We start from the raw sequence: 851 nt of genomic DNA on the forward strand, positions 1-851 counted from the left end.
TTACTTTACCTTCAGGAAATGTGGTAGTAGCACTTACCTTACAGCCACAGGAAACAAACACACAAGTATTTATCGATCGCATTGAGTTGATTCCTATGCCTTATAATGCTGAAAACCTTAATTATACGATTACATCCCCAGTCCCTGGCGGCGCGAGTAATAATATGGACATTTACCCGACGATATGGACGGCACAATCAGGAGAACGTGGCGTTACTGCTACTATAACTATAGCTGGACTTAATGATGGTTGGCTGCGTGCGGCCCTTCTAGCTAAAACTGGTCAGGGATCTGACTCAGACCCAAATAATTGGGATTATATGTGTCCAGTCGGTTATCAAACAACTACGTCTCTAAGTAATGGCACATACAATTTTGACTTTCAACGTCCTTCTCAAGACTCTCAAGGGGTCTGTGCTGATAAGTCTTTTACAGCAATAAAATTGTCATCTTCCGGGTATGATACTAACCAAACTCTCAACACTGGAACATTTACTGGTACAGTTAATACAGAGAAAATTTAATGTTTTCTAAATTATAAGAAGAACCTCTTCTAATAAACAATTTAAAGGAGTGGTGATATGGCAGCAAATATGAATCAAGTAGCATCGGCCTTAACCACATCTAACGATATGGTTCTTTTGCAAAAATAGTGGGTTTATGAAAAATGAACAAAAGATTCCTAACGGAATTGAAATTTATGCTGTTAAACCAAAGATTTCATCGATAAGATACATTTGCTTTTGAACAGACTTCTCCCCTTGGAGCGTTTGTCCTTTTTTGATCAATATGCATAGCTTCCATTCCAGCGATCATTTTTGTAGCCGTTCGCAAGGATTTCAATCCAAGCA

Annotated in this window: 1 protein-coding gene and 1 pseudogene; one reads left to right on the forward strand and one right to left on the reverse strand. The window is 38.7% G+C overall.

Features of this window, described 5'->3' with window-relative positions; genetic code table 11:
- Positions 1–524 (forward strand): hypothetical protein (locus F3I02_RS32375; RefSeq protein ID WP_196478803.1); only part of this gene is annotated, 524 nt, incomplete at its 5' end.
- Between the two features lie 174 nt (positions 525–698).
- On the opposite strand, the pseudogene F3I02_RS32380 reads toward F3I02_RS32375, so the two are convergent.
- Positions 699–851, reverse strand: a pseudogene (locus F3I02_RS32380) (IS6 family transposase); the annotation flags it as partial.

Source organism: Bacillus sp. SRB3LM (assembly GCF_015712745.1).
In the GTDB taxonomy this organism is placed as follows: Bacteria; Bacillota; Bacilli; order Bacillales; family Bacillaceae_G; genus Bacillus_A; species Bacillus_A thuringiensis_K.